Origin of the sequence: Thalassovita aquimarina, from assembly GCF_018219815.1 — a bacterium.
GTDB lineage: Bacteria > Pseudomonadota > Alphaproteobacteria > Rhodobacterales > Rhodobacteraceae > Thalassobius > Thalassobius aquimarinus.
This window is the reverse complement of the sequence record NZ_JADMKU010000019.1, coordinates 47,906-74,847: the sequence shown is the minus strand read 5'-3', so window position 1 is coordinate 74,847 and position 26,942 is coordinate 47,906. Positions and strand designations below refer to the sequence as shown.

Genomic DNA, 26,942 nt, shown 5'->3' with positions numbered 1-26,942 from the left:
CGCTGTCCCGGCCTTACGCGTTGAAATGGCAGGGAAAGAGCGTCGCCAGATAGATCCGAACCTGTTTGACGGCGGCCTTGCCGGTGAATTTCGACGGGTACATCAGCATGTTCAGCCAGAACCCGTCGAACATGGCTTCGAGCGTCATTGAAATCCCGTCGGCATCGGGGCTGGCATAATCGCCCTCCGCGATGATCTGGCGGCACAGGCCGGCGCAGATTTCCTGCCGTTCGATGTCGAACTGGGATGAATTTTCGCGATACGATTTGCGGTGCCCGGCCTCGCCGAAAAAGGCAAACCACACGGCCAGTTTCTTGCGGCTGCAGATGCTTGGGTGGAACTGGGCCTCGATGATCGCGGTCAGTTTGTCCGCCGCGCTCAGGTCTTCGCGCTGCACCGCCTTCATCCACAGGTCGCGATGTTCGGCGGCCAGCGTGTTCAGCGTTTCGGTCAGCAGGGCGTCCTTGCTCTTGAAATGGAAATTGACCAGCCCCAGCGACAACCCGGCCTCTTTGGTGACGCCGGTCAGGGTGGTGCCGGAAATGCCGCATTTGCTGATACAGGTGATCGTGGCGTCGATCAGTTGCGCCCGCCGCACTTCGGGCGGTGCGGTGCGCGGTTTCTTCTGAGTGTCGGTTTTTTTCGCCGTTGCGCCCATGTTTTCAATTCCATTGAATGCTTATTCAGTCAATTGCTTGATTTTGCCCCCGGGTCAATCATAGACTTTTGATCAAAATCCGAATCCCACTCAGGAGTTTGACCATGAGCACTCAGCTGCCAAGCCACGCCCAGGCCGTCATTATCGGCGGCGGATCGATCGGCTGCAATATCGCCTATCACCTGACCAAGCTGGGGATGAAGGATGTTGTTGTCCTGGAACGCGACAAACTTACCTCGGGGACCACGTGGCACGCCGCCGGTGAAATCGTGCCGGCGGTTCTGGGCAGCGAATGGGAATGCGAACTCTACACCTATGGCCGCAACCTGATTGCGGGGCTGGAGGCCGAGACCGGCCAGGCCACCGGCTGGCGCGAAGTGGGCTACATCCAGCCCGCCGACACGCCCGAACGGGTCGAGGAAATGCGTCGCGGCGCCGCCTTCATGCGCCGCTTCGGTATCGAGGTGCATGAAATCACCCCGGCCGAGGCCGCCGAACGGTTCCCCATCGGCGACTTCTCCAACACCATCACTGCCTTCTGGTATCCGAAGGAAGGCCGCACCAACCCGGTCGATACCACCATGGCGCTGGCCCGTGGCGCGCGGTCGCGCGGCGCGAAAATCATCGAAGACACCAGCGTGGTCGATATCATCACCCGCGATGGCAAGGCGGTGGGCGTGCGCACCGAAAAGGGCGACATAAAGGCCGACAACGTGGTCATCGCCGCCGGCATGTGGTCGTGCCAGATCGGCGCCAAGGCGGGGCTGAACCTGCCGCTGCAGGCCGCCGAACACTACTATCTGATCACCGAACCGATGGAGGGCATCAGTCGCGACCTGCCGCTGGTCGAGGATCCGCACAGCTGGGCCTATTTCCGCGAAGAGGTCGGCGGGCTGCTGGTGGGGCTGTTCGAACCCGACGCCGCGCCCTGGCATATCGACCATATCCCCGAAAACTTTACCTTCGGCGAGATTGACCCGGATTGGGACCGCATGGCGCCGCATCTGGAACGGGCCTTCGAACGGGTGCCGCAGGCCGCCGAGGCGGGCATCCGCAAATTCTTCTGCGGGCCGGAAAGCTTCACCCCCGATCTGGCGCCGCTGGTCGGGCCCGCGCCGGAGCTGGCAAATTGCTGGGTCGCGGCGGGGCTGAATTCGCTGGGCATCCTGAACGGGCCGGGCATCGGCATGACGCTGGCCCGTTGGATCGTCGAGGGGCATTGCCCGGTCGATCACACCGCCTTCAACGTCGAACGTTTCGCTGACGGGACCCACAACACCCCGGCCTTCCGTCGCGCCCGCACGCCGGAGCTGCTGGCGAAGAGCTTCGGCGCGCATTACCCGAACGAGAGCTTCAAGACCGCGCGCGGGCTGAAGCAATCGGCGCTTTACGACCGGCTGAAGGCCGCCGGGGCCTATTTCAGTGAAAGCCACGGCTGGGAACTGCCCGACTGGTTCGCGCCGACGCCCGAGCAGGCGAAGATCGAAAAATACAGCTGGGGCCGACAGAACTGGTTCGACTGGCACGCCGAGGAACATCGCGCGGCGCGCGAGGACGTGATCATCATGGACATGTCGTCGATGTCGAAATTCCTGGTGCAGGGCCCCGATGCCTGCGCGCTGCTGAGCCGGGTGAGCTGCAACGAGGTGGACGTGGAACCGGGGCGTCTGGTCTATACCGCCTGGGTCAATGAAACGGGCGGGTTCGAGGCCGACCTGACCGTGACCCGGTTGGAACAGGACAAGTTCATGGTGGTGGTGGGCGAAAATTCCCACGGCCATACCGAAACCTGGATGCGCCGCCATATCGGCGAGGGCGAATTCGTCACCATCACCGATGTCACCCCCGGCATCACCCAGATCAACATTCACGGCCCCAAGGCGCGCGATCTGATGCAGAAGGTTTCAGACGCCGATCTGTCGAACGAGGGCTTCCCTTTCATGACCGGCAGGAACATCGACGTCGGTTTCTTCAGCGTCTTCGCCCTGCGCGTCACCTATGTCGGCGAATTGGGCTGGGAATTGCAGGTCCCGTCCCTGCATGCGGTGCAGGTTTACGATCTGCTGATGGAGGCCGGACGGGAATTCGGCATCCGCAACGCGGGGATGCAGACCCTGTCCTCGCTGCGGCTGGAAAAAGCCTATCGCGATTTCGGCATCGACGTGGACAATACCGACAACCCGATCGAGGCGGGGTTGGGCTTCGCCGTCAAGCTGGACAAGCCCGGTGGTTTCGTCGGCCGCGACGCGCTGGCCGATATCAAGGCGGCGGGCGTGCCGAAGAACCGGATGCTGCAATTCCTGCTGCAGGACCCAGAACCGCTGCTTTACGGCAACGAGCTGATTTACCTGAACGGTCAGGAGGTCGGCCATATCCAAATCGGTGCCTATGGCCACACGCTGGGCGGTGCGGTGGGGGTCGGATTTGCCGAAACCGACGCGCCGTTGAAGGCCGAGATCGTCAATAGCGGGGATTGGGAAATTGACATTGCAGGCACGCGATTCAAGGCGACCGCGTCGCTCAAGCCGCTGTTCGATGCGGGGATGACGCGGATTAAGTGCTGAGGATGCGTCGCTTATGAGGCGCGGAAAGGCACCCGGCCGGATCCGGGCGCCCTTCGATTGCGCTGGTGCCCGCCAGGAAATTCGGTCATGAGACGGGCATGACCTGGATCCTCGTTTCCATAACCGCCGCCGCGTTTCAGACCCTTCGCTTCATGCTGCAGAAATATCTCAGCATGGGGGTGCTGTCCTCGGGCGGGGCGACTTTATCGCGGTTCATGTTCGCGGCCCCCTTTGCGGTGGCGACGACTGCGGGGTATCTGCTGTGGTCGGGGCAGGCCTTGCCAGCGCTCGGGTCGAGGTTCCTGATCTATGGACTCGTCGGGGCGATGACCCAGATCCTGGCGACCTGGTGCGTCGTGGCCCTGTTCGCGCATCGCAATTTCGCCGTCGGGATCACCTTCAAGAAGACCGAGGTGGTGCAGACCGCGCTGGTGGGGTTCGTGCTGCTGGGCGACCGGATTTCCCTCTATGGTTTCCTTGCCATTCTGCTGGGTCTGACCGGGGTTCTGGTGCTGTCCGACCGGCCCGAAGGGCAGGGCGGGTGGAGCCGGCGGATCCTGAACAGGAGTGCGGGCCTGGGGCTGCTGTCCGGGGCATTCTTCGCGGTCTCTGCAGTGACTTATCGCGGCGCGACGCTTGAGGTGATCAGCGACGTGCCGTTGATGCGGGCGCTGATCACGCTGGCCTTCGCCACCATGGCGCAGGCAGTGGTGATGAGCGCCTGGGTCGCCTGGCGCGAACCGGGGCAGGTGCGCAAGGTGGCCGCGTCATGGCGCACGTCGGCTTGGGTCGGCGCGGCCAGCGTCGGTGGCACCATGTGCTGGTTCGTTGGCTTCACCCTGCAGAACGCGGCCTACGTCTTTGCCGTGGGGCAGGTCGAGGTGATCTTTTCCATCGCCGCCTCGGTCTTCTTCTTCCGCGAACGGCTGACCCGGCGCGAAGGCGCCGGGATCGCGCTGATTAGTGCGAGCGTCCTGTCATTGGTCCTTTTCCTTTAAGGCGCAGGAACAGGTTCTCTTCCTCGTTGTTCTTGAAGAACGGCACGTTTGCCGGCGGCGTCATGTCATGGGCGCGCGCCGCGACCTCGGCCAGGACGACCTCGGTGATGAAGGGCAGGTCGAATTCACGCACCTTGGGCAGCGGAATCCATTGCAGATGAGAAAGCTCGTCGCAGGCGGCGCTGAAATCGTCCAGGTCGCTGGCGATTTCGTCGGCGTCGATCAGGAAGAACCGCGCGTCGAACCGGCGCGGGCGGCCCGGCGGGGTGATGGCGCGGAACACGAATTGCAGCGGATGCGCCGAAGGCAGGTGCCCGGTGGCGGCAAAGCTGGTCCAGTCGGCGGGCGGAGTGATGTTCCAATCGCCCTTTTGGCCCAGCACAAGGCCGGTTTCTTCCCAAAGTTCACGGATCGCGGCGATCGCCAGCGGATGTGCCAGATCCTGTGCGCAGTCTTCCAGCAGCCGGTCGCGGCAAACGGCGGGCAATTGCGTGGCCAGCGGGATATCGGCGTCTTCGGCATCGACCGCGCCGCCGGGAAACACGAATTTGTTGGGCATGAACGCGGCTTTCGACCCGCGTTGTCCCATCAGGACATGCGGGTCGATCAGCCGGTTGCGCAATACGATCACCGTGGCGGCGTCGCGAATGGCGGTCTTGTCGATTGTCATTTGTCCTCCCGGGTGGCGGGGGATCAGCCGGATTTCCCGAACCCGTTCATCTGCCGGGCCCACTGGTATCCGATCATTGCCCCCTTCAGCCTTGGGAGAAGGTAAAGCGACAAACCGACCGTGCCAATAGAGAAGATGGTGATAAGGACCAGCGGTTCGGGCCGCCACATTTCGAAGACGAACAGCAACAGCGGTGCCATCAGGTGGCCGACGATCAGGATGGTCAGGTAGGCCGGTCCGTCATCGGCGCGCTGATGATGCAGTTCCTCGCGGCACACGGAGCAATCGTCGCGCACCTTCAGATAGCCTTTGAGCATCGGGCCGCTGCCGCAATTCGGGCATTTGCGGCGCCAACCGCGCAGAATTGCAGGCATGGTTTCCCGTTCCTCGGCACGCATCGTCGTATCCACCATTGTTTCCTCGGCTTCTTCGCATTTCCGTAAGCGATAAATCTGAAGCAATCCTAGGCGAATAAAAAGAGGGCGCATTGGTATTGCGTCCCGATGTCGCAAATCTTGAATTTTGAATGTTTTTATTCACGCTGCGATCACGCTCACGTGACCTTTGCGACATTAAACGACGGAACTTGCCGGCCGCCGCGTTGAAACCTGCAGAAACGGGCCACAGCCCTGGTTTCAGAGTGGAAGATTATGGAGAGTAAGCGAATGAAACGTGCGATTATCATGACCGGTTTCACCGCGATTGCACTGGCGGGAACCGCCATCACCGCATCGGCCTTCGGCAAGGGGCATGACGAAGGCCCGCGCATGCCGCATATCAGTTTTTCGGAACTTGACGCCAATGGCGACGGGCAGGTGACGAAAGAGGAAATCCAGGCCCATTTCAAATCCCGTTTCGACGCCGCCGACAGCAATGGCGACGGCAACCTCAGCGCTGAGGAAATGGCAGCACGCGCTGAAAAGGAGCGGGCCGAACGGATGCAGCGGCGCGTGAGCCGGATGATCGAACGGCGCGATACGGACGGCGACGGGCTGCTCAGCGCCGAGGAAATGCAGGCCGGGCGCCCCGGCTTGGACATGCTCACCCGCCTCGATGCCGACAAGGATGGCGCGGTCAGCGGACAGGAATTCGCCAAGCTGGAACGGCGCCATCAACGCGGTGGCCCCGGCGAGAGGCGCGGCGAACACTGGGGTGAACACCACCAGCGCGGCGGCGATTGCGACGGACACGGCGGCAAGCGCCACGGCCAAGGCGACGGGCAAGGCTACCGCCAGCCGGTCGAGTGAGCCGGATTTCGTAGCGAGTGATCTGGTTTCGCGCAGGACCGGTGCGCCGGTCCTGCACATCGGGCAATATGGATTGCCCGAAACAGGGGAAAGAGATACGCCATCGGGACGATGAACATGGCCCTCGACGCATTGAGCGATGTTTCCGACGAAGCCTTGCTCGTTCTTTTCGCCAACGGGGATGCGGATGCAGCCCGGTCGCTGAACCTGCGGCTGACGCCGCGCGCCTTCGCGCAGGCGATGCGGATGCTGAACAACAGGGCCGAGGCCGAGGATGTCGCGCAGGAAGCGATGATGCGGCTGTGGAAGATCGCGCCGGACTGGCGTCAGGGCGAAGCCAAGGTTACCACTTGGCTTTATCGTGTCGTCGCAAACCTGTGCACCGACCGGCTGCGCCGGCAGCGCAGCGTCGGGATCGATGCGATCGCCGAACCGGCGGATGACAGTGCCAGCGTTGTCGACGGAGTCCAGGATGCGGCGCGTATAAAGGCATTGTACAGCGCGCTTGACGAACTGCCGGAGCGGCAAAGACAGGCGGTGGTGCTGCGCCATATCGAAGGTCTGGGCAATCCAGAGATTGCAGCGGCGATGGAAATCAGTACCGAAGCGGTCGAAAGTCTGACCGCACGGGGGAAGCGGGCGCTGTCCGCCCATCTGAAGGGACGGCGCGAAGAATTGGGGTATTCCGATGACTGAGCGGGATGTGGACAATCTGGATATCTTTTTCGATGCGGCGCGGCGGCAGGTTCCGGACCCGTCACCGGATTTCATGCAGCGGGTGCTGGATGATGCGCTGGCCGAACAACGGCGGCTTGCCGGGCGAAAAGCGCCGCGCCGCGCCGGGCCGGGCCGGTTGCGGCAGTTCGTTGCGGCGATTGGCGGTTGGCCTGCGGTGGCGGGCTTGGCAACGGCCAGCGTGGCCGGGCTGTGGATCGGTGTGAACCCGCCCTCGGCCGTGTCGATGACCGCCGAGGCCTACCTGAACAGCGGTGCGGACGCCTACCTGGTGGATCTGGCCCCCGATTTCCAATTTGATGTTGCGGAAGGCTGAGGCGATGAGCGAAGCGGACATGGAAAAACCAGTCAAGAACGGATCGCCGCGGCTGTGGCCGCGGATCGTGCTTTTCGCGTCGCTTGCGCTGAACCTCGCGGTCCTGGGCATGGCGGTCGGCGCCTTTATGCGGTTCGGCCCGCCGGGGGACGGGCGGCCGGTGCGTGCCGATCAGGTCGCCGGGGTCTATACCTATGCGCTGGCCCCGGAGGATCGCCGCCGGATCGGGCGCGCGTTTTTTCGCGAACACCGTGACGCTCTGCCGTCACGCGAGGCGATGAAATCCGATTTCAATGCGATGGTCGCGGCCCTGCGGGCGCATCCGTTCGAGGCCGATACCGCCGCCGCGATCCTGCAGCGGCAGCTGGAATTCGGACAAAAGCGCGCCGAACTGGGTCATCGCCTGTTGCTGCAACACCTTTCCGAGATGAGCGACGAAGACCGTTCCGCTTATGCCGACCGCCTGGAAGGCGCGTTGCAAAAGAGGTTCCAAGGAGAACACGGTCGCAGACCGCACGGCAAAGCCCCGGACCACAGGCCGGAATGGCATTTCATGCGGCGGGGCGACTGAACATCACCTGATTGCGGCCATCCGACTTCGCACCGTAAAGTGCCCGGTCCGCCTGTTCCAGAAGCTGCATGGCGCTCGTCGTTTGCTGCGCGGTCCGACCGCCGCCCAACGACAACCCGATGCTGATCGTGACCGGGATCAGCGCGGTGGCCCCGGGCAGATTGAAAGGGGCATTGCCGATCGTGTCGCAAAGCCTGCGCGCGATCTGCCGCGCCTCGCTGCCCGGCGTTGACGGGGTCGCGATCAGGAATTCTTCGCCGCCGAGCCGCGCCAGCAGGGCATCGCCGGGCAGGCATGCGGCCATCCGTTTTGTGACGCGGCGCAGAATTTCGTCCCCGGCCACATGGCCATGTTGGTCGTTGATCTGCTTGAAATGATCGATATCGGCCACCATCACGGCAAGAGGATCGGATGCCTTGGCCGCTTCCTCGGCCATCTTCTGCAGGTGAGGGAAGGCATAACGCCGATTGTAGAGACCGGTCAGCGGATCGATCAAGGCGGCGCGTAGCCCGTTCCTGACGGTGCTGTGCATGCTGTCGGCCAGATGTTTGCGCCGCGCCAGACGGGTCAGCCGCAGCATCGTTTCTTCGGCTTCTTCTCGGGTGAAACCGTTCAAAAGCACGTCGTTCGCCCCGAGGTCCAGCGCCTCTGCCGCAACTGCGTCTTCGCCGGCGGTGATGACGGCCAAAACCTTGGTGCTCGCGCTGCGCGAATTGGCGCAGAACGCGGCCAGTAGCTGCAAACCGCACTCGGGGATTTGCCCGTCGATCCCGACCATCAGGATATCGGGCGCGCCCCGCATTTCGATGTCCCGCATCAGGCTGCGCGGTGTGTGGTTGCTGAGCTTGTACTGCTGCGGCAGGCGCAGATCGTTTTGCCATTGACGGGCAAGGCTGCGGTCATCGGCGACGATTGCGATCCGCAACGTGGACAGGAAGGGCGTGGTCGGTTCGCTGAATCCGAATTCAGGACCGGAATTGTCCTGCAGGAAGCTCTGCCCGGAGATGTATTGCCCGCGGATCAGTGCGCGCACCTGAGAGAACAGCAACGGGTCGCTGACGGTGTCGAACAACACCTGGTCTGCGCCGCAGCGCAGGGCCGAAACCAGCGCCGCCCGGTCAGAGGCGGGCATGATCAGCAACACCGGCCGGTCCCGTCCAGTTTCGGACGCCTTGATCTTTTGGCAGAAGGTTTCGCCGGTCATGTCGGACAGGGTATGGCCGGCCATCACGAGGTCAGGATCTTCGCTGTCGATGATCGAAAGGGCCTCGGTGCCGTTGCTGGCCTGGATCACATCGTAATACGCCGATGCCAGTTTGATCCGCATAACGGTCCTGTCGATTGCCATTCCGTCAACTATCAAGATCTTGCTTGGCATATCCGGTTGTCTTTAAGGACCACTCCAGCGGGAAGCGGTAGGTTGCAACTTTATGCTAGATTAATGTAAAATCTACTCATCTTAAGGTTGTCTTTTGATCGTCTTAGGTCTATTTGTTACCACCTTTAGTTTTTTCGCGAGAATGGTTAAGAAAGCGTTTCCAGATTAATCATAACGACGGAAAAAAATCCCTTGAATTGTGATGTTGCTGAAACGACTGCCTTGCGGGCCTTGGGCTGGCTGGCCGCCAGTGACGACCTGCTGCCGGTTTTCATGGGCGCGTCGGGCGCCTCTGCCGAGGATCTGAAAACCAACGCGACCGACCCGGATTTCCTCGGCTCGGTTCTGGATTTCCTCATGATGGACGATGCCTGGGTCATCGCCTGTTGCGAAGCGCTGACCCTGCCATATGACAGCCTGATGCAGGCGCGCGCCGCGCTGCCGGGCGGCCAGCAGATGCATTGGACCTGATTCCAGCTAGAGGGTAGGCAGGGGGCCGTTTCCGGCCTTGCGCAGCTTGCCGAGCAACCGCTTCAGTTCGGCTTGTTCCGCGTCGGTAAGTGCCCGTTCTATCTGCGCGGCGTTGTCGCGGGCGCGGATGGTCGCTTGGCCGATCAGATTGCGCCCTTTGCGTTTCAGCGCCACGCGCCGGGTACGGCGGTCTTCGGTGCCGCTGGCGCGCTCAACCAACCCGTCGGCTTCCATCCTGCGCAGCGCGCGCGACGTGGCGGTCCGGTCGATGCCCACGAAGTCGGCGATTTCCGAAGGCTGGGTCAGCCCTTCGTTGCCCACGGCCAACAGGATGCACCATGTGATGCGGGTCAGGCCCAGCCGCTTCAAATCCTCGTCCAGCCGCCGTTCCTGCAGCCGCGACGCGACGGAAAGATGGTAGCCAAGCGAGTGATGCAGGCGGTAGGGCGTATCGTCATCCATGGCGCAAAACCCGACAGCACCGGCGGCGGAAAGTCAAGCGGCGCCGGGCTTGCCTTTCGCGGTCTCGCGGGTCAGGTTGGCGGCGACCAAACAGGGCGGGTGGCGGTATGACGATCAAAGGTATCTTGTTCGACAAGGACGGCACGCTGTTCGATTTCCGGGCGACATGGGATGTGTGGGCGGCCGATCTGATCGCGGACCTGTCGATGGGCGACGGGGGGCTTGCGACCCGGATCGCCGATGCCATCGCTTTTGATCTGGTGGGCAGGCAATTCCTGCCGCACAGCCCGGTCATCGCCGGCACCAACCGCGATGCTGCGGAATGCGTCGCATCCGTCCTGCCCGATCGCAGCGTGGCGGAATTGGAAATTCAACTGATGGAAAGCGCCGCGGTCGCGCCGCTGGCCCCGGCGGTGCCGCTGCCGCCGTTCCTGGATGGGCTGGCGGGACGCGGTCTGGCGCTGGGGGTGATGACCAACGATTCCGAGCAGGCGGCGCGCGCGCATCTCAGCCATGCCGGGATCGACGGCAAGCTCGATTTCATCGCCGGTTTCGACAGTGGTTTCGGCGCCAAGCCGGCGCCGGATCCGCTTTTGGCCTTTGCGCGGCAGGCCGGGCTGTCGCCGGACCGGGTGGTGATGGTGGGGGACAGCACCCATGACCTTCTTGCCGGACGCCGGGCGGGGATGCGTACGCTTGGCGTGCTGACCGGTGTCGCGCCCGAGGCGGAACTGGCGCCGCTGGCCGATGCGGTGCTGCCCGATATCGGGCATATTCCGGCCTGGCTGGACCGAGGCGCGGCCTGAAGCCTTCGCCGCGGCGGCGTGCCCCGGTTGCAACCAACAGCGATGCCCAGACGGCGTTTTTGCTTTGTTAACCCCTCATCGACCAGACTGTCGCAACGAAGATGTGGGATGTTTGGCGAATGCACGGACTCATCAACCGCGCGATCCAGTGTTTTGTGCGCGATACCTATGGCGAGGACTGTTGGCTGGCGGTCGCCCGCGACGCCGGGATTGATCCGCCCCGGTTCGAGGCAATGCTGACCTATGACGATACGCTGACCGACGATGTGCTGGCCGCGCTCGGCGCGTCCCTGTCGAAACCGCAGGAAGAACTGTGTGAAGATATCGGCACCTATCTGGTGTCCCACCCCAATACCGAGGCAGTACGTCGCCTGTTGCGTTTCGGCGGCGCGACGTTCGAGGAATTCCTGCAATCGCTCGAGGATCTGCCGGATCGGGCGCGCATGGCGGTGCCCGACCTGGAACTTCCGCAACTGGAGCTGCGGGAGTGCGGGCGGGATCTGTTCTGTCTAATGTGCAAGGCCGACCATCCCTGTTTCGCCTGTGCCTTGCTGGGGATACTGCGCACCATGGCCGATGATTACGGGGCGCTGGTGTGTCTGGATTTCGTGGAAAAAGGCCCGGGCCGCGACCTGATCAAAATCTCCTTGGTGGAAGGCACCTTCGCCGAGGGGCGCAGTTTCGAACTGGGCGCCGGGCTATGACCTGTATCGCGCAAGGGACGGACGTGACGCCCCTGTTGGACACGTTGATGCCGATGCATCTGCAGATCGATCACAAGGGCCGGATCACCCATGCCGGCCCCACCCTGGCCAAGCTGCGGCCAGACCGCGACCTTCGTGGTGTTTGCCTTTTCGACCTGTTCGAAGTGCTGCGGCCGCGCGCTATCGATCGGGTGTCGGCGCTCCGGGCGCAGGCGGGGGGCAAGCTGCAGTTGCGGTTTGCCCAACCGCCGAAAACGGCGCTGAATGGCGTTCTGGCCCCGTTGGGGGCGGCGTCGGTCCTGAACCTGTCCTTCCGCATGCCGGTTCAGGATGGGGTGAGCGATTACGCACTCAGCGCGAAAGATTTTGCCGCGACCGACCTGACCGTCGACATGCTTTATCTGATCGAGGCGAAAACCGCCGCGATGGATGCCAGCCAACGTCTGAATTCGCGGCTGCAGGGGGCCAAGATCGCGGCGGAGGAACGGGCATTCACCGATACGTTGACCGGGCTGAAGAACCGCCGCGCGATGAACAACATCCTGCCCCGCTTGGTCGAAAACGGGATCGAATTTTCACTGATGCACCTGGACCTGGATCACTTCAAGGCCATCAACGACACGATGGGCCATGCCGCTGGCGATCATGTGCTGCAAGAGGTGGCGCGGATCATGGCCGGTCTGACGCGCGAGGAGGACACGGCGTTCCGCATCGGTGGCGACGAATTCCTGCTGATTTTCCAGGGCATGACGGACAGGGGGAAATTACAGTCGGTGGCCGGTCGCCTGTTGTCCCGGCTGGAACAGCCGATCCGGTTCAAGGGCAAGCCCTGTCATGTCTCGGCCAGCATCGGGATTGCGCGATCGGTGGATTACGGCAAGCCGGATCCGGCCAGGATGATGGCGGATGCCGATGCGGCGCTCTATTTTTCCAAGCGCAGCGGACGCGCGCGATTGCATTTCCACGCGGCAGGCTGACCCCGCCAGAAAGCGACCGGGCGGGTGGGGCGTCTGGCGGGCTTAGCCGGCAGCGCGGTTTTCGGGCTTGAAGCCGATCTGATCGGACACCGTGAAGCGACCGCCCTGCAGTTTCTCGATCTTGCCTTCGCGCAGCAGCTGCCCGAAGGAGCGCAGCCCGTCTTCGCGGCTGAAGCTCAGGTCCTCGACCTGGCGCGCCTTGTTCATCAGCTGCGGCCGCGAAAACTGTTCATGGCCTTCCACATAGGACAGGTAAGCCGCCGCCGCTTCCAGAAGATCGGACAGCGTTTCGGCGCCTTTCGCTTCGGCGAATTCGGGGAAGTTGCTGTACTGATCCGCAGCATCCCGCGTGGAATGCCTGGTGTCCCGGTTCAGATGCACCCGGCGGGGTTTCACCTGAATGGCGGGTTGCGGCGCGGCGGTTTCGGGCGCGGTATCGATCCGCTGCGACGCCACCAGCTTGAGAGGCGCCGGACGGACCGGGTCGGGGCGAACCGAGGTTTTCTTCGACCCGGTCGGGTGGTGCGGGCGCACCACGCTGTTGAGGTCGTCGCGGAACGCGTCAGCATTATCTGCAACCCGCTTCAGACCGCCGCCCGCTTCTGTTTCGGCGCGGGTCGCCTCGACCGCGGCGCGTAGATGGGCGATGGCCTTGCGCCGGTTGGCGCCTTCGGGGCTGTCCATTTCGGACTGGGTCTTGGCCATGAGGCGCGACAGATCGGGTTCTTCCAGCTGGGCGCGGCCCGGTTCCTGCGAGACGGTTTCTTCTTCGCCCGCGTCGAAGATCGAGCGAAGCTCGTCCTCATTTTCGTCCGCTTCCGCATCCTTGGCGAATTCCGCTTCGACCTCGGCCAGTTCGCGCAGCAGGTCGGCCTCGTCTTCGGGGCTCAGCGAGGTTTCGGGGGCTTCGCCCTGTTCCTCTTCCAGCTGGCCGGTTTCCAGCGCCGCTTCGAAATCGGCACGCTTCATCTTCAGCACGCGCACCGGACGGACAGGACGGACCGGGCGCACCGGTTCCACCACGGGCTTGACCTCTTCTTCGGTCTCGACACGCGCTTCTTCGGCTTCGGCTTCGGCTTCGGCTTCGGCTTCGGCTTCGGCTTCGGCTTCGGCTTCGGCTTCGGCTTCGGCTTCGGCTTCGGCTTCCTCGCTGGTCTCCAGTTCGGCGGCTTGCTCCAAAGCGCCGTTCAGGCTGTCCTCTGCCTCTTCCGAAGCCTTTTCGGCGGGTTCCGCCTTGGCTTTCTGCACGGTTGCGATGATCGAGGAGAAGTTTTCTTCCTCCACCTCCTCGGCGTCCAGTTCGGCCTGATCGTCGGCTTCGATCACGTCCTCGATCTGTTCGACGGCTTCGGACAGGAAATCCTCGGCATGCTCATCTTCGGTGTAATCCGGTTCCTCCGATGCTGGCCTGCCGCGCGAAACGACCGCGCGGATGCGGTCGAGCTTGGCCGCGACACTGCTGTCATCGAGCAGACTGACGGCAGCATCGGGGGCCGGCGCGGCCTGGGTTTCAATTTCCGGTTCGGCCACGGCGTCAGGCTGGGTTTCCACCACGGGCAGATCTTCGGCGGCGGATTCCCCGGCCTCGGCGGTTTCCGGTCCGGAAACGGTTTCTGCCGGTTCCCCGGCAGCGGGGGCAGCGGGTTCTTCGATTTCGGGCGCGAGGGGGGCTTCCTCGGCAACCGGTTCAGGCGCGGTTTCGGCGGTTTCCGGTTCTTCTTCTGCAGGGGCTTGTTCGGCAGGGGCAGGGGCGCTGGCTGCGGCGGTCAGAACGATTGCACCGCTTTCCGCGCGGGCCTGCACACGGCGTTCGATTTCGCGTTCGGCGATCCGGGCAAGCATGTCGGCATCTGGCGTCGGCGGTTCGGCCCCGAAATAACGATCATCCGCGGCCAGGTCGCGGAAATATTCCGCGATCGCCTTCATCGTCTCGAAGGAATCGTCGAACCCTTCCAAGGTGCACGAAAACGTGCCGTAGGAAACCGTCAAAACTTTGCTGTTCGAAACCATTGAACTCGCCTTTTTCTGCCTCTGGCTTAATTGAATACCATTCGTATCCCGCCGAAAGCTGACCGAATCTTGGATTTTTACCGTATCATTTTGTGACCATATTGTGGTCTGTTTCCAAACCGGGCAGTAATCCCCCTATGAATGACGCAATTGTTTTTTCCACCTCTCCGGTGACTCTGATCGGTGCGGGAACCGTTCCGGAACAGGCGATCGAGGCGGCGCTGGCCTTGGCGCCCGACGTGGTCTGTGCCGATGGCGGTGCCAACGTGGCCCTGCAACTGGGGCTGGATCCGGTCGCGGTGATCGGCGATTTCGACAGCCTGTCTGAGGCGGCGCGGGTCGCGATTCCCGAAGACCGTCTGCATCCCATCGCCGAACAAGACAGTACCGATTTCGACAAATGCCTGCGCCATATCGATGCGCCGCTGGTGCTGGGCGCCGGATTCGACGGCAGCCGGGTGGATCACCAGATGGCCGCGTTCAACGCGATGGTGCGCCGCCCCGAGAGGCGCTGCATCCTGCTGGGGCCGGAACTGATCAGCTTCGTCGCGCCGCCCGAATTGCGGCTGGACCTGGCCGTCGGCACCCTGGTGTCGCTGTTCCCGATGGCGGCTGTCACCGGGCGCTCGGCGGGGCTGCGCTGGCCGATCGAGGGGCTGCATTTCGCCCCCGACGGGCGGGTCGGCACCTCGAACGAAATCAGTGGGCCTTTGCATCTGTGGTTCGATTCGCCCGCGATGCTGATGATGCTGCCGCTTACGGAGCTGGAGCCGGCGGCGGCGGCGCTTTCGCAGGCGCCAGCATGGCCCGTTCACGCAGGATGATATAGATCCCGGCGCTGACTGAAATCGTGATGCCAAGCGCGGCCAACCAGTTGGGCAGGTCGGAAAAGATCAGCCAGCCGACGAAGGTGGTCATCGGCAATTCGACATATTGGATCGGCGCCAGGGTGGTCGAGGGCGCGTAGCGCAGCGACCAGGTCATCAGCAGATGCGCCACCGTGCCGATCGCCCCCATCGCCCCCAGCAGCGCCCATTCGGTGCCGTCTGGCGCGGCGGGCATGCTGGCCTGTCCGGCCCAGAGGTAATAGCCCGCCAGCAGCGGCAGCAGGATCACGACGGCCATGCCGCCCGACACCACCTGCAACGCCATCGGGTCGATTTCCTTGGATACCGAGCGGGTGACCAGGATGAAAAAGGCGAAGTTGACAGCCACGGCCAGCGGCAGCAGCGCCTGCCAGCCGACCTGCTGGAAACTGGGCTGCACGATCAGCAGCGTCCCGGCAAATCCTACCGCGCAGGCGGCCAGGCGGCGCGGGCCGACTTCCTCATTCAAGAAGACCTTGCCCAGCAGCAGCATCAGGAAGGGCAGCACGAAGGCGATGGCGATGGCATCGGCCAGCGGCAGCACCCTGAGCGCGGCCACCATCAGCCCGATGCCGAGGATATGCAGCACGGTGCGGATCAGCGACAGTTTCAGCACCCGCGGGGTGAAAGACCAGGTGCGGCGGCTCAGCATCACCAGCGGCAGCAGGATTGCCAGCTGCGCGACGAAGCGGAACAGCACGATCAGGCTGATCGGCAGGGTCTGGCCCAATATCTTCGCGATGGCGTCGGCAAACGGCGCCATGGCGGAAAAGGCGAGCATCAAGGCGATGCCGAAAAGGGGGCGATCCTGCGTCATGGGCGCAGGTTAGGAAGGCGGCGGGGCGGGGGCAATCCTGGAAGGTGCTGATTGACGTCGGGTCGCGCCGATCAGCAATTCGGAATATTCACCGCCAATCCGCCGAGCGAGGTTTCCTTGTAGTGCTCGTGCATGTCGCGCCCGGTCTGGCGCATGGTCTCGATCGCGGCATCGAGCGGCACGAAATGATCCCCGGTCCCGCGCAGCGCCAGCGACGCGGCGCTGACCGCCTTGATCGCGCCCAGCCCGTTGCGTTCGATGCAGGGCACCTGCACCAGCCCCTTCACCGGATCGCAGGTCATCCCGAGGTGATGTTCCAGCGCGATCTCGGCGGCGTTTTCGATCTGCTCGGGCGTGCCTCCCATCACCGCGCACATCCCGGCAGCAGCCATCGCGGCAGCGCTGCCGACCTCGGCCTGGCAGCCTGCTTCGGCGCCCGAGATCGAGGCGTTGTGCTTGATCAGCCCGCCGATTGCGGCGGCGGTCAGCAGAAAATCGTCGATCCGCGACAGGCTGGCGCCCGGCACGTGGTCGAGCCAGTAGCGGATCACCGCGGGCAACACTCCGGCGGCACCGTTGGTGGGCGCGGTGACGACCTGCCCGCCGGCGGCGTTTTCTTCGTTCACCGCCATCGCGTAGGTGCTGATCCAGTCGTTGATCGTGTGCGGCGCGTTCAGGTTCATGCCGCGTTCGGCCAGCAATGCTTCGTGGATATCCTTGGCGCGGCGTTTGACGTGCAGCCCACCGGGCAATTCGCCCTCGGACGTCAATCCGCGTTCGAGGCAGCCGTTCATCACCTCCCAAATCCGGGTCAGCCCTGTTTTCAGGTTCTGATGACCGCAGCGCGACACTTCGTTGGCGGTCTTCATCTCGGCGATCGTCTTGCCCGAACTCTGCGCCATTTCCAGCATCTCGACCGCGGTCTTGAACGGGTAGGGCACCGGCGCGCCTTCGTAGGTGTTCTTGCCCGCGGCCAGTTCCGCCTCGGTCATCACGAAGCCGCCGCCGATGGAATAGAACACTTCGCGCAGGATCACGTCGCCCTGGGCATCGGTGGCCATCAGCACCATGCCGTTGGCATGGCCGGGCAGCGGCGCGTCGTAATCGAAGACCAGGTCGGTTTCGGGGTCGAAGGCCAGCGCGGGCAGGTCCGGCGGGGTGACGGTTTTGGTGCGGCGGATTTCGTCCAGCGCGGCCTCGCCAGCCTCGTGATCGTAGCTTTCGGGTTCGATCCCGGCGAGCCCCAGGATGGTGGCCCGGTCGGTTGCGTGCCCGATTCCGGTGAAGGCCAGCGATCCGTGCAGCGACGCGCGCAGCCCGTGGAAATCGAACGGCGAGGCGCGCATCATGCCAAGGAAGCGCGCCGCTGCCACCATCGGCCCCATCGTGTGCGACGAGGACGGGCCGATCCCGATCTTGAACATCTCGAATACCGACAGGAACATTTCCGGACGCCCTTTCGATGGCGGTTGCGTTTCGCGCCACCCTATAGCCCGCCGTCCGGGCATCAAGACCGGAAAGCGACAATTTCGGATACATTCGCGCAATGCCGCGCCGGGCCGCGGTCTTGCATGGCCGCGCAACCGGGCGGAGGCAGGATTGTCGACCGAAAAAACGACCTTTCCAGCCTGAATGGAGCAAATTCCCTCATTGCCCCTCGCGCCTTCAGGGTATCTTTTCTATAAGCGGTCCAGAAAACAATGGAGTCACTGCCATGACCGGAGATTTGTCGCCCATTGACAAAGCCAAATTCGTTGCTGCCAAGAAATCGGTGGAATTCGTGGAAGACGGGATGCGCGTCGGCCTGGGGACGGGATCGACCGCCGCCTGGATGGTGCGCTGCCTGGGCGAAATGGTGCGCGAGGACGGGTTGAAGATCCGCGGCGTTCCGACCTCGACCCGGACCGCCGCCTTGGCCCGCGAAGTCGGCATCGAGGTGATCAGCCTGGACGAGGCGCGCTGGCTCGACGTCACCATCGATGGGGCGGATGAATTCGACGCCGAATTCAATCTGATCAAGGGCGGCGGCGGTGCGTTGCTGCAGGAAAAGATCGTCGCCACGGCCAGCGACCGGATGATCGTGATTTCCGATGTCAGCAAAGAGGTCGAAACCCTGGGCGCCTTCCCGCTGCCGGTCGAGGTGATCCCATTCGGCTGGCAGACCACCAAGGCGCTGGTCGAGGAAATGCTCGACAGCATGGACGTGCTCGGCCAGTCCTCGACCCTGCGGATGAACGGCGATACCCCGTTCTTCACCGACGAGGGCAATCACATCATCGACCTGCACCTGAACCGAATCGGCAACCCGCGCCAATTGGCGATGGTGCTGAACCAGATCCCCGGCGTGGTGGAAAACGGGCTGTTCATCGACATCTGCGACACGGTGATCGTGGGCTATGGCGACGGCCGGGTGCAGGTGCGCGACATCAATGACGAGTCGGTGCAAGAGGACAAGCTGGAGTTTGTCGACAGCGACAACCTGTTCACCGATCTGAGCGACTGAGCCGCCAGGTCAGTATTCCTTCAGGGCAGATCAAGCCCGGAGCAAGGCCGAAAGCCGCCGGGCCGGCGCCAGTCCGCCCGGCCGGGCCGGCGCTTTGGAAAGGTGTGCTCTGTCGTCGGTGGGAGGTGCGGTTGCATCCGGCATAAACTGCTTTGCCACCGCGTCTCAGCGCCATTCCGCGGACTGGCGCTGGCCCGGATTCGTTCTTTGCCTCGATCCCGCTCAGACCACGAGGTGGTCAAATAGCTGTGGGTTGCGGGTTGGAACTTTTCCGCCGACGACATAGATGTGGTCGCAACTGACGTCTTCAAAACGAAAGATAGCTTCTCATGAGTTTCGATTATGACCTCTTCGTGATCGGCGGCGGATCGGGCGGCGTGCGCGCGGCCCGGGTGGCGGCGGGCGAAACCGGCGCCAAGGTGGCGCTGGCCGAGGAAGACCGCTATGGCGGCACCTGCGTGATCCGTGGCTGCGTGCCCAAGAAACTGATGGTCTTCGCCAGCGAATTCCCCGCAATGGCGGAAGAGGCCCGGGCCTATGGCTGGGACATGCCCACCGGCGATTTCAGCTGGGACAGCTTCAAGGGCAAGCTGCACGCGGAACTGGACCGGCTGGAAGGCATCTACCGCAAGCTGCTGGCGGGGTCCGGCGTGGAAAGCTTCGATGCGCGCGCCAAGGTGGTCGATGCGCATACGGTTGAGCTCTCCACAGGTGAACGCAAGACCGCAAAGCATATCCTGCTGGCGATGGGCGGCCGTCCGATCAAGCCCGGCATCCCAGGCGAGGAACTTGGCATCACCTCGAACGATATCTTCCACCTCGACAAGCTGCCGGGATCGATCCTGATCCTGGGTGGCGGTTACATCGCCTGCGAATTCGCCGGCGTGCTGAACGGGCTGGGTGTCGAGGTCACGCAATTTTACCGCGGCGCGCAGATCCTGCGCGGCTTCGACGGCGAAGCGCGCGGGCTGGTATCCGAGGAAATGATCCAGAACGGTATCGATCTGCACCTCGGCACCAATATCCTGTCGATGGAACGCGACGCGTCGGGCGGTATCCGGGTCAAGGCCACCAACGGGACTGAACGGGTGTTCGACCAGGTGATGTTCGCGACGGGCCGCGCCCCCAATACCGATGACATGGGGCTGGAAGAGGCCGGCGTGAAGCTGGGCCGCAACGGCAAGGTCCTAGTGGATGAATACAGCCAGACCGCCGTGCCGTCGATCTATGCCATCGGTGACGTCACCGACCGGGTCAACCTGACGCCGGTGGCGATCCGCGAGGGCATGGCCTTCGTCGAAACAGTGTTCAAGGGCAATCCGACGCCGGTCGATCACGACCTGATCCCGACCGCCATCTTCACCCAGCCGGAAATGGGCACCGTGGGGCTAAGCGAGGAAGACGCGCGCGACCAGGGCCCGATCGAGGTCTATTGTTCCTCCTTCCGTCCCATGCGCAGCCTGTTCGCGGGCAGCGAAGCGCGGGTGCTGATGAAACTGATCGTCTGCGCCGAAACCCGCAAGGTTCTGGGCTGTCACATCGTTGCACCCGGCGCGGGCGAGATGATCCAGCTTGCCGGGATCGCGGTGAAAATGGGCGCGACCAAGGAAGATTTCGACCGCACCGTGGCGGTTCATCCGACGATGTCGGAAGAAATCGTCACAATGAAAACGCCGGTTCGCACCGCATAAAGCTTGAAATTTCTGCCCGATTGCACAGGTTGTTACACGACGATGTGAACTGACCCGGTGTCGGGCACAACAAGAAGAGGATCATAAGCCAATGTCAGGCAATTCGGGCGGCCCTTGGGGCGGCGGCGGAGGAAACAGGGGCGACGACGACCGTCGCAACAACGGGGGCGGCCGCCGTCCCCAGGATGACGGGCCGCAAATTCCCGAAATCGACGAGTTGATGAAGAAGGGCCAGGAACAGCTGCGCGTCCTGATGGGCGGCCGTGGCGGTGCGGGCGGCGGCCGGGGCCCCGGCGGCGTTGGCGGTCCGGGCGGTCTGGGCTTCAACAAGGGCACGATCGGACTGGGCGTTCTGGTCGCGGTTGGTCTCTGGGCCTTTTCCAGCTTCTATACCGTGAAGCCCGAGGAACAGTCTGTCGAACTGCTGTTGGGTGAATATTACAAGACCGGCAATCCCGGCCTGAACTTCGCCCCCTGGCCGATCGTGTCGGCCGAGGTGGTCAACGTGACCTCGGAACGGACCGAAAATATCGGCCTGTCGCGCGGCGGGCAGGATGCCGGGCTGATGCTGACCACGGATGCCAATATCGTCGATATCGATTTCCAAGTCGTGTGGAACATCAACGATCCGGCGCGGCTGCTGTTCAACATCGCCGATCCGAGGCTGACCGTTCAGGCGGTGTCTGAATCCGTGATGCGCGAAATCATCGCCGCGTCGAACCTGGCGCCGATCTTGAACCGCGATCGTGGTATCATCGCCGACAGCGTCAAGGAAAACATCCAGGCCACGCTCGACGAATACGAAAGCGGCATCAACATTGTGCGGGTGAACCTTGAAAAGGCCGACCCGCCGCGCGAAGTGATCGACAGCTTCCGCGAAGTGCAGGCCGCCGAACAGGAACGTGACCGGCTGCAGCGTCAGGCCGATGCCTATGCCAACCGGGTGCTTGCCGAAGCCCGCGGTGAAGCGGCGCAGACATTGGAAGAATCCGAAGCTTATCGTGCCCAGGTGGTCAATGATGCATTGGGTGAAGCCAGTCGCTTCAGCGCGGTTCTGGAAGAATACAAGAAGGCGCCGGACGTGACCCGCAAGCGTCTGTATCTGGAAACCATGGAAAAGGTGCTGGGTAGCGTCGACAAGACCATCCTTGACAGCGCCCTGACCGGTGCCGGCGGTGGCCAGGGCGTGGTGCCCTATCTGCCGCTAAACGAATTGCGCCGTAGCAATACGGACGGGGGGAACTAAGCGATGCGGAAAACTGCCATTCTTATCCCGGTGCTGGTAATCGCCCTGATCGGTGTGCTGTCTTCGGTTTTCGTCGTGGACGAACGCGAAAAGGCGCTTGTGCTGCAATTCGGCCAGATCAAGGCCGTCAAGGAAGACCCCGGGCTCAGCTTCAAAATCCCGCTGATTCAGGAAGTGGTCAAATACGACGACCGTATCCTGTCGCTCGACACCGAAACCATCGAGGTCACGCCGTCGGATGATCGCCGTCTGGTGGTCGACGCCTTCGCCCGCTACCGCATCAGCGACGTGGTGCGGTTCCGTCAGGCCGTCGGTGTCGGCGGTGTGCGGCTGGCCGAGGATCGCCTCAGCTCGATCCTGAATTCCCAGATCCGGGAAGTCCTGGGCGCCGATCAGGTGACCTCGGACACGATCCTGTCCGAAGATCGCCGTGAATTGATGAACCGTATCCGCAATCAGGCCCGCAACAGCGCCCTGTCGCTGGGGATCGATGTGGTCGACGTGCGTCTGAAGCAGACCAACCTGCCGGAACAGAACCTCAACGCAACCTTCGCCCGGATGCGGGCGGAGCGTGAACGCGAAGCGGCCGACGAAATCGCTCGCGGTAACGAAGCCGCGCAGCGGGTGCGGGCGCTGGCCGACCGGACCGTGGTCGAAACCCTGTCGGAAGCCGAGCGCGAAGCGCAGGTGATCCGCGGTGAGGCCGATGCGGAGCGCAACGGCATCTTCGCCGAAGCCTTCGGCGCGGACCCGGAATTTTTCGCCTTCTACCGGTCGCTGCAGGCCTATGAGAAAGCGCTGCAGGGGTCGAATTCGTCGATGGTGATGACGCCGGACAGCGAATTCTTCGACTACCTGAAGTCGGACAAGGTCGCGCAGTAATGGAAACCGCGCTTCTGGCTCTTGGGCTGGTGCTGATTGTGGAGGGGCTGGCCTATGCGCTGGCCCCTTCGCTTGTGGAACAGATTCTGGAGATGCTGCGCGCACTGCCCGAGGCCAGCCGCCGCACCGTCGGGCTGGCGGCTTTGACGATCGGTTTGCTGCTGGTTTGGATTGCAAAGTCTTTGGGTGCATAATGAGACAACGGCGTGCCTCAACGCGTCTTCACGCTCTATTGAGGCAGTGAGAGCCGGATTGAGTTGCACATCACAACGGCAACGGGGATGGTGGCGTCACCACTCAGAAAAGAGGAGTTAAGGGAGTGAACAGTTCTGTCGTTTCAATTCCCCGACCAAACACTGGTTATTTCAGGGTTTTCTGGCTCGGCCTGATGGCCGCGGTGCTGGTGCTGTCGCAATCGCTGCAAGCTGCAGCGCGTCCCGACAGTTTGGCCGATCTGGCCGAGGAAATCAGCGATGCAGTGGTCAACATCACCACATCGACCGTTGTCGCGGGCAGCCGGGGGCCGAATCCCATCGTCCCCGAGGGCAGCCCGTTCGAGGATTTCTTCCGCGAATTCCAGGACCGCAACGGTGACCGGCCGCGCCGGTCTTCGGCCCTGGGATCGGGTTTCGTGATCTCCGAAGATGGGTACATCGTCACCAACAACCACGTCATCGAAAGCGCCGACGAGATCGTGATCGAATTCTTCGGCGGCGACGAATTGGAAGCAACCGTCGTGGGCACCGATCCCAACACGGATATCGCGCTGCTGAAGGTCGAGGCGGACAAGCCGCTTCCTTACGTCAGCTTCGGCGACAGCGACACCGCCCGTGTCGGCGACTGGGTGATGGCGATGGGTAATCCGCTGGGGCAGGGCTTTTCGGTCTCGGCCGGCATCGTGTCGGCGCGCAACCGGGCGCTGTCGGGCAGCTACGACGATTACATCCAGACCGATGCGGCGATCAACCGGGGCAACTCGGGCGGGCCGCTTTTCAACATGGATGGCAAAGTGATCGGCGTGAATACCGCGATCCTCAGCCCCAATGGCGGGTCGATCGGGATCGGGTTCTCGATGGCCTCGAACGTGGTCAAGAACGTGGTCGGCCAGTTGAAGGAATACGGCGAAACCCGCCGCGGCTGGCTGGGCGTGCGGATCCAGGACGTCACTCCCGACATGGCCGAGGCGATGGGGCTGGAGAAAACCAGCGGCGCGCTGGTCACCGATGTGCCCGATGGCCCGGCAAAGGACGCGGGCATCCTGCAGGGTGACGTGATCGTCAACTTCGACGGCACCGACGTGATCGATACCCGCTCGCTGGTGCGCAAGGTGGGCAATACCGAGGTCGGCAAGGCGGTGCGCGTCACCGTGTTCCGCGATGGCAAGACCGTGACGCTGAAAGTCACCCTGGGCCGGCGCGAAGAAGCCGAGGCGATCCCGGCCGCGCAATCGCGCGAAGATGCCGCCCCGGACGAGCCGACCGAGATGCTGGGACTGACGCTGAGCCCGGTGACCGATCAGCTGCGCGAGGAACTGAACCTCAAGCCCAACACGCAGGGTCTGGTGGTGATGGATGTCGACGAAACCACCGAAGCCTATGAAAAGGGCCTGCGCGCCGGTGACGTGATCACCGAAGCCGGCCAGCAGAAGCTGAGCTCGGCCAAGGATCTGCAGGACCGGGTGGATGAGGCCCGCGACGCAGGGCGCAAATCGCTGCTGCTGCTGGTACGCCGCGCCGGAGAGCCGCGTTTCGTGGCGCTGTCGATCATCGAAGACTGAAGACCGCACTGCTCACGCAACAGAACGAGAAAGGCCGCCTTTCGGGGCGGCCTTTCTACTTGGAACGGACATTGGGTTGGTCGCGCGTTGGCCGGATGGCCGTTACTCTTTCGGGTTTGCCACCGCGATCAGGCCCAGCTTGCGCGCGGCGGCGATCGACAGGATGCCGGAATCCAGCCCCTGAGGTTTCTGGTACCTGCGAATGGCGGCACGGGTGCGGCCATCCATGGCGCCGTTCGGGGTGCCACGATACAGCCCACGCACTTTCAGCGCCCGTTGCAGCGAGGCGATGAAATCCGGCGTCAGCACCGCGTCGCAGGGCACCTCGAACCAGGTTTCCTTGCGTTCGCGCACCACCGCCTGATGCGTTTCGGTCTTGTAGATCGCCGGGCGGACAACGGTGCCGTCGGCCAGAATTTCCGCCGGTTGCAGCATCACCTGTTGGGTCACCGTCTCATAGATCGCGGGCACCGCGTGCTTGCCCCAGCAGGTCCCCGGTTCTGCCCCGGGCGGCGCGCTGTCGATCTGCCGCGTGACCTGCGGTTCGGAGGCGAGCCCCGGCACGGGCAAAGGAGCCGCGCATCCCGCAAGCAGGCCGCAGGCCCCGGCAAGGCCCAGTGTCAGGGGCAGGAAATGCATTTGCTCGATATCTCGTGCCAATATTGTTTGCCCGACTGTAGCCTGTTTGAACCTTTCGCGAAAGCCGCTTGCGCGCGCGGACCAGGCACCGGTTCGGGGCGCGATCACGCAAAAGGGACTGGCCAGCGGCAGCGTGCTTGGCTAGGAACTGTGATTGACTCGAAATACAGGTGAATATCAGGAGGCCGCCCGAATGGCGAAGATTACCTATATCGAACATAACGGCACCGAACATGTCGTCGAAGTCGCCAACGGTCTGACCGTGATGGAAGGCGCGCGCGACAACAACATCCCCGGCATCGAGGCCGATTGCGGCGGCGCCTGCGCCTGTTCGACCTGCCATGTCTATGTCGATCCGGCCTGGGTCGAAAAGCTGCCGGCGAAGGACGACATGGAAGAAGACATGCTCGATTTCGCCTTTGAACCCGATCCGGAACGGTCGCGCCTGACCTGCCAGATCAAGGTGACCGACGCGTTGGACGGGCTGGTCGTGAACATGCCCGAAAAGCAGATCTGATGCGGGGCAGGGCGCGGCGATACCCGGCGCGCCCGTGGCGCCACATGGCCCGGCGCGCGGGGCTGGCCTTGGGCCTGTGTGCCGCGTTTCTGGCGGGGCCGGTCGCTGCCGAAATCCAATCGGCCCGGTTCGCCGACCCGACCACGCGCTATGCCCATGGCGTGTTCGGCGATCCGGAAGAATGGGGCGCATTGCGGATGCGGCTGTCGGACGGGCGCAAACTGATTGTGCGATTGCCCGAGAACCGCGTCTTCGAAGACCTGTCGCCGCGGCTGATCGACGTTGATGGCGACGGCGATGCCGAAGTGGTCGTTGTCGAAACCGACATCGCGCGCGGCGCGGCGCTGGCCATCTACGACGAGACCGGCAAGGTCGCCCAAACGCCTCATATCGGCCGCACCCACCGTTGGCTGGCACCGCTGGGCGGGGCCGATCTGGATGGCGACGGTTTTGTCGAACTGGCCTATATCGACCGCCCGCATCTGGCCCGGACATTACGGGTCTGGCGGTTCCGCGATGGCGGCTTGAGCGAAGTCGCGGCCCTGAAGGGGCTGACAAATCACCTATTGGGCGATCCAGGTATCGGCGGCGGCATCCGCGATTGCGGACGGGGCCCCGAGATCGTCACCGCCGATGCCGACTGGCATCGGGTGATGGCGGTGCGGCTGGAAAACGGGCGTCTGTATGGCCGCGAAATCGGCCGGTTCGAGGGGCCCGAAAGCTTTGATCGCGCGCTGAATTGCCGGGACTGACCGGTTTCAGGCGCGGGTGCCGCTGACCACGTGATCGCCATTGATCGCGCCCAGGGACTGGAACAGCCCGGCGGTATTGGCGGCGCGGAATTTCTTCAGAAGCCGCGACCGGTGCACCTCGACCGTGCGGTGCGACATGCCCAGCGTGATGGCGATTTCCTTGCTCGTCTTGCCTTCGCTGATCAGCGAAAACACTTCGCGTTCGCGCCGGGTCAGTGGCTGATAAGGGCGTGAGTCGGACAGATCGGCCAGCGTCCAAACCGCCCGGCGCAGCGGTTCGTCGGGGGTGAAACTGTGGCCGCGCACGCGGCACCAGAACAAATCGCCGTTCCGTCGCATCATAACCCGTTCGTCCCAATAGGGGCTTTGCTCGCTCAGCTCCTTCGCGCCGCGATTGCGGATATTCACGAATTCTTCCTGGGTGGGATAAAGTCGCGCGAAGCTGGTGTCGCGCAATTCGTCCTGTTCGTAACCGAACATCTGCGCGAAGGCCGGGTTGCATTCGCGGATCACCCGGCTTTCGGTGACGACCAGCCCGATCGGCGCATATTCGAAGATCAGTTGGGTGAAATCGCCGCTTTCGTAAGCCTCGGTTTCCAGGTCTGACATTTTTTCGAACTGCTCCGGGTGATTAGGGATTGCAGGCCCAGTCATGATAGGGGCGCGAATGGTCCGGCGCAAACGT

29 protein-coding genes are annotated in these 26,942 nt (G+C 63.2%); 19 read left to right on the top strand and 10 right to left on the bottom strand.

Going from position 1 to position 26,942, the window contains the following annotated elements; genetic code table 11:
* Positions 1-13 precede the first annotated feature (13 nt).
* Positions 14-658 (bottom strand): TetR/AcrR family transcriptional regulator, encoded by a 645-nt coding sequence (locus IT775_RS17335; protein WP_212702495.1) that lies wholly within the window; start codon positions 656-658, stop codon positions 14-16.
* A 104-nt stretch (positions 659-762) separates the two neighbouring features.
* Here IT775_RS17335 and IT775_RS17330 point away from each other — a divergent pair, with 104 nt between their 5' ends.
* Complete coding sequence (locus IT775_RS17330) at positions 763-3,222, top strand: GcvT family protein (protein ID WP_212702494.1); 2,460 nt, start codon at positions 763-765, stop codon at positions 3,220-3,222.
* 98 nt (positions 3,223-3,320) lie between these two features.
* On the top strand, positions 3,321-4,220 hold the full coding sequence (locus IT775_RS17325) for a DMT family transporter (RefSeq protein WP_212702493.1): 900 nt from the start codon (positions 3,321-3,323) through the stop codon (positions 4,218-4,220).
* Here IT775_RS17325 and IT775_RS17320 read toward each other — a convergent pair.
* Positions 4,183-4,890 carry an NUDIX hydrolase gene (locus tag IT775_RS17320; RefSeq protein WP_212702492.1) on the bottom strand — a complete coding sequence of 236 codons (708 nt, stop codon included), beginning with the start codon at positions 4,888-4,890 and terminating at the stop codon, positions 4,183-4,185. The genes IT775_RS17325 and IT775_RS17320 overlap by 38 nt on opposite strands.
* Positions 4,891-4,913: 23 nt before the next feature.
* Positions 4,914-5,303, bottom strand: coding sequence for a DUF983 domain-containing protein (locus tag IT775_RS17315; protein ID WP_212702491.1), 390 nt, complete (start codon positions 5,301-5,303; stop codon positions 4,914-4,916).
* A gap of 252 nt (positions 5,304-5,555) precedes the next feature.
* Between IT775_RS17315 and IT775_RS17310 the strand changes: the two genes are divergently transcribed.
* From IT775_RS17310 to IT775_RS17295, 4 genes are all read left to right on the top strand, one after another.
* The gene (locus IT775_RS17310; protein WP_212702490.1) at positions 5,556-6,137 is read left to right on the top strand and encodes a PLC family EF-hand domain-containing protein; all 582 of its coding nucleotides are present in this window, start codon (positions 5,556-5,558) and stop codon (positions 6,135-6,137) included.
* A 111-nt stretch (positions 6,138-6,248) separates the two neighbouring features.
* Entirely contained in the window at positions 6,249-6,833 is a 585-nt protein-coding gene (locus tag IT775_RS17305; protein ID WP_212702489.1) for an RNA polymerase sigma factor, read from the top strand.
* Positions 6,826-7,188, top strand: coding sequence for a hypothetical protein (locus IT775_RS17300; protein WP_212702488.1), 363 nt, complete (start codon positions 6,826-6,828; stop codon positions 7,186-7,188). Before IT775_RS17305 ends, IT775_RS17300 begins: the two co-directional genes overlap by 8 nt.
* A 4-nt stretch (positions 7,189-7,192) precedes the next feature.
* Positions 7,193-7,759 carry a periplasmic heavy metal sensor gene (locus tag IT775_RS17295; RefSeq protein ID WP_212702487.1) on the top strand — a complete coding sequence of 189 codons (567 nt, stop codon included), beginning with the start codon at positions 7,193-7,195 and terminating at the stop codon, positions 7,757-7,759.
* Here IT775_RS17295 and IT775_RS17290 read toward each other — a convergent pair.
* The gene (locus IT775_RS17290) at positions 7,740-9,137 is read right to left on the bottom strand and encodes a diguanylate cyclase (protein ID WP_281414372.1); all 1,398 of its coding nucleotides are present in this window, start codon (positions 9,135-9,137) and stop codon (positions 7,740-7,742) included. The genes IT775_RS17295 and IT775_RS17290 overlap by 20 nt on opposite strands.
* A 192-nt stretch (positions 9,138-9,329) precedes the next feature.
* Between IT775_RS17290 and IT775_RS17285 the strand changes: the two genes are divergently transcribed.
* Positions 9,330-9,608, top strand: coding sequence for a DUF3572 domain-containing protein (locus IT775_RS17285; RefSeq protein WP_212702485.1), 279 nt, complete (start codon positions 9,330-9,332; stop codon positions 9,606-9,608).
* Between the two features lie 6 nt (positions 9,609-9,614).
* On the opposite strand, the gene IT775_RS17280 is transcribed toward IT775_RS17285, so the two are convergent.
* Positions 9,615-10,070, bottom strand: coding sequence for a MarR family winged helix-turn-helix transcriptional regulator (locus IT775_RS17280; protein ID WP_212702484.1), 456 nt, complete (start codon positions 10,068-10,070; stop codon positions 9,615-9,617).
* Between the two features lie 107 nt (positions 10,071-10,177).
* Between IT775_RS17280 and IT775_RS17275 the strand changes: the two genes are divergently transcribed.
* From IT775_RS17275 to IT775_RS17265, 3 genes are all read left to right on the top strand, one after another.
* On the top strand, positions 10,178-10,876 hold the full coding sequence (locus tag IT775_RS17275) for an HAD family hydrolase (RefSeq protein WP_212702483.1): 699 nt from the start codon (positions 10,178-10,180) through the stop codon (positions 10,874-10,876).
* Between the two features lie 119 nt (positions 10,877-10,995).
* A complete protein-coding gene (locus tag IT775_RS17270) occupies positions 10,996-11,580 on the top strand; it encodes a heme NO-binding domain-containing protein (protein WP_212702482.1) in 585 nt (194 codons plus the stop codon).
* A 23-nt stretch (positions 11,581-11,603) separates the two neighbouring features.
* Positions 11,604-12,557: a GGDEF domain-containing protein gene (locus IT775_RS17265; RefSeq protein ID WP_343231159.1), complete on the top strand. Its 954-nt coding sequence runs from the start codon at positions 11,604-11,606 to the stop codon at positions 12,555-12,557.
* 42 nt (positions 12,558-12,599) lie between these two features.
* Here the strand turns inward: IT775_RS17265 and IT775_RS17260 are convergent, their stop codons facing one another.
* Positions 12,600-14,567, bottom strand: coding sequence for a hypothetical protein (locus IT775_RS17260; RefSeq protein ID WP_212702481.1), 1,968 nt, complete (start codon positions 14,565-14,567; stop codon positions 12,600-12,602).
* Positions 14,568-14,704: 137 nt separating this feature from the next.
* Between IT775_RS17260 and IT775_RS17255 the strand changes: the two genes are divergently transcribed.
* A complete protein-coding gene (locus IT775_RS17255; protein ID WP_212702480.1) occupies positions 14,705-15,391 on the top strand; it encodes a thiamine diphosphokinase in 687 nt (228 codons plus the stop codon).
* Here the strand turns inward: IT775_RS17255 and IT775_RS17250 are convergent.
* Both IT775_RS17250 and IT775_RS17245 read right to left on the bottom strand, forming a co-directional pair.
* Positions 15,324-16,250 (bottom strand): DMT family transporter, encoded by a 927-nt coding sequence (locus tag IT775_RS17250; RefSeq protein WP_212702479.1) that lies wholly within the window; start codon positions 16,248-16,250, stop codon positions 15,324-15,326. The genes IT775_RS17255 and IT775_RS17250 overlap by 68 nt on opposite strands.
* A 71-nt stretch (positions 16,251-16,321) precedes the next feature.
* On the bottom strand, positions 16,322-17,695 hold the full coding sequence (locus tag IT775_RS17245; protein ID WP_212702478.1) for an L-serine ammonia-lyase: 1,374 nt from the start codon (positions 17,693-17,695) through the stop codon (positions 16,322-16,324).
* Positions 17,696-17,964: 269 nt separating this feature from the next.
* Between IT775_RS17245 and rpiA the strand changes: the two genes are divergently transcribed.
* The 6 genes from rpiA to IT775_RS17215 all read left to right on the top strand — a co-directional run bounded on the left by rpiA (position 17,965) and on the right by IT775_RS17215 (position 24,349).
* Entirely contained in the window at positions 17,965-18,753 is a 789-nt protein-coding gene (gene rpiA, locus IT775_RS17240; RefSeq protein WP_212702477.1) for a ribose-5-phosphate isomerase RpiA, read from the top strand.
* A 329-nt stretch (positions 18,754-19,082) separates the two neighbouring features.
* Entirely contained in the window at positions 19,083-20,444 is a 1,362-nt protein-coding gene (gene gor, locus IT775_RS17235) for a glutathione-disulfide reductase (protein ID WP_212702476.1), read from the top strand.
* Between the two features lie 91 nt (positions 20,445-20,535).
* Positions 20,536-21,690 (top strand): FtsH protease activity modulator HflK, encoded by a 1,155-nt coding sequence (hflK, locus tag IT775_RS17230; RefSeq protein ID WP_212702475.1) that lies wholly within the window; start codon positions 20,536-20,538, stop codon positions 21,688-21,690.
* A 3-nt stretch (positions 21,691-21,693) separates the two neighbouring features.
* On the top strand, positions 21,694-22,572 hold the full coding sequence (hflC, locus tag IT775_RS17225) for a protease modulator HflC (RefSeq protein ID WP_212702474.1): 879 nt from the start codon (positions 21,694-21,696) through the stop codon (positions 22,570-22,572).
* Complete coding sequence (locus IT775_RS17220) at positions 22,572-22,766, top strand: DUF2065 domain-containing protein (RefSeq protein WP_212702473.1); 195 nt, start codon at positions 22,572-22,574, stop codon at positions 22,764-22,766. Before hflC ends, IT775_RS17220 begins: the two co-directional genes overlap by 1 nt.
* Before the next feature lie 194 nt (positions 22,767-22,960).
* Positions 22,961-24,349 carry a Do family serine endopeptidase gene (locus tag IT775_RS17215; protein WP_212702504.1) on the top strand — a complete coding sequence of 463 codons (1,389 nt, stop codon included), beginning with the start codon at positions 22,961-22,963 and terminating at the stop codon, positions 24,347-24,349.
* Between the two features lie 102 nt (positions 24,350-24,451).
* Here IT775_RS17215 and IT775_RS17210 read toward each other — a convergent pair whose 3' ends face one another.
* Entirely contained in the window at positions 24,452-24,988 is a 537-nt protein-coding gene (locus IT775_RS17210) for a peptidoglycan-binding domain-containing protein (protein ID WP_212702472.1), read from the bottom strand.
* A gap of 193 nt (positions 24,989-25,181) precedes the next feature.
* Between IT775_RS17210 and IT775_RS17205 the strand changes: the two genes are divergently transcribed.
* Positions 25,182-25,505, top strand: a complete 324-nt coding sequence (locus IT775_RS17205; RefSeq protein WP_212702471.1) for a 2Fe-2S iron-sulfur cluster-binding protein — start codon at positions 25,182-25,184, stop codon at positions 25,503-25,505.
* Positions 25,505-26,257 (top strand): FG-GAP repeat domain-containing protein, encoded by a 753-nt coding sequence (locus IT775_RS17200; RefSeq protein WP_212702470.1) that lies wholly within the window; start codon positions 25,505-25,507, stop codon positions 26,255-26,257. Before IT775_RS17205 ends, IT775_RS17200 begins: the two co-directional genes overlap by 1 nt.
* 6 nt (positions 26,258-26,263) lie before the next feature.
* On the opposite strand, the gene IT775_RS17195 is transcribed toward IT775_RS17200, so the two are convergent.
* Positions 26,264-26,866 carry a LuxR family transcriptional regulator gene (locus tag IT775_RS17195; RefSeq protein ID WP_212702469.1) on the bottom strand — a complete coding sequence of 201 codons (603 nt, stop codon included), beginning with the start codon at positions 26,864-26,866 and terminating at the stop codon, positions 26,264-26,266.
* Between the last annotated feature and the right edge of the window lie 76 nt (positions 26,867-26,942).